The sequence below is a fragment of the Roseovarius dicentrarchi genome (assembly GCF_003316635.1).
Classification (GTDB): domain Bacteria; phylum Pseudomonadota; class Alphaproteobacteria; order Rhodobacterales; family Rhodobacteraceae; genus Roseovarius; species Roseovarius dicentrarchi.
Window position 1 is genome coordinate 1 of the sequence record NZ_QNQP01000071.1, and the last position, 1,373, is coordinate 1,373.

1 pseudogene is annotated in these 1,373 nt (G+C 62.8%); it reads right to left on the reverse strand.

What is annotated here, in order from left to right:
- Positions 1 to 107 precede the first annotated feature (107 nt).
- A pseudogene (locus tag DQ230_RS16860) lies at positions 108 to 1,286 on the reverse strand (IS5 family transposase).
- Positions 1,287 to 1,373 lie beyond the last annotated feature (87 nt).

A 1,373-nucleotide genomic window follows, 5' to 3' on the forward strand; every position in this document is an offset into this window, starting at 1 on the left:
TAACAGACTGCTGAATAAGTCGGGGTTGAAGGACGCTATTCTTGCCGCCACGGTTTGAAGCTGGTTTTTTCGCGGCTGCGGACCCCGCGTCCGGTTTGACCCCTTCGTCAGGTGGCAAGGAGTTTCGGTAGTCTGGCCAGATTGCAGGCTGCCATGGTCATCGTGAATTGGGCGCGGACCCTGTCGAGGCCGCGATGAACGGTCTGGGCCATGCCGCCCACAGTTTTGGCCCAGCCGAAGGGTTCCTCGATCTTCTTCCGGCGCCGCTGTGACAAGGCATAACCGGGATGCTGGGTGGTTCGCCCGTCGATTGCGGAATACCGGGCCTTCTGCGCGACATGCGGCGTCACAACCATGCGCCTGAGTGCGGCAATAAATTCGGCGCTGTCGTATCCCTTGTCTGCTCCAAGCGTCAGACGCCGAGTCGAGCCAGGGGAGTGCCGGTTGATCATCTCGAGCGCCGCCTTGCGCTCGCCGTGACCATCGGCGTGGGTCAGATCGGCCTGCACGACCAGCCCGTTGCGGTTCTCCATCAGCGTATGCCCCATGAAGCACAGTGTCGCCGCGGCACCCGGCGCCTTCTTGTAGAGACGGGCATCGGGGTCCGTCACAGAGGTGTGGGTTGCGTTCGAGCGCTTCTAGCCCCGGAAGTTCACTTCGGCGTTGCGGATCTGGCGGGGCGTGTCGGGCATTGGCTGCGTCTCTGTCTGCTGGGGCTGCGGTTCGGTGTTTGCGGAGGTCGCGTCGGCCGGTAGCGGCGGTCCGCCAGGATCATCGTCATGCGGCGGCGGCGCGCTGTTCTTCGGCTGAAAGCTCTTCATGTACGCCCATGCCTTGACCAAGGTGCCGTCTACCGAGAAGTGTTCATCCGAGAGGAGCGGTCGGACCTCCGGGTGCGCCAGGATCGCGGCCATAAGCTTGCGCGACATGTCGGTCGTCAGCAGCCGATCACGGTTCTTGGTAAACACCGTAGGGACCCAGACCGGCTCGTCGATGCCAAGGCCGACGAACCACCGAAACAGCAGGTTGTAGTCCATCTGTTCCATCAGCTGCCGTTCCGAGCGGATCGAGAACAGGAGCTGAAGAAGGCTCGCACGGATCAGCCGCTCCGGCGCGATGGAGGGGCGGCCAAAGTCGGTGTAGAGCGCGGCGAACTCGGCATCGAGGCTCGCTAGCGCGTCATTGACGATCCGACGGATCAACCGCAGCGGATGACGCTCCGGAACCCGCTCCTCAAGATCAACATAGCTGAACAGCGACCCACTCGCCTCGTCCGTCCCCCGCATCGCCACCACCCGCCGCCGCTGCCATGCTGAAAGTGAATCATGTTCTCATAACCGCGTCGAGGGCCGACTTTTTCAGCAGCCAGCTAA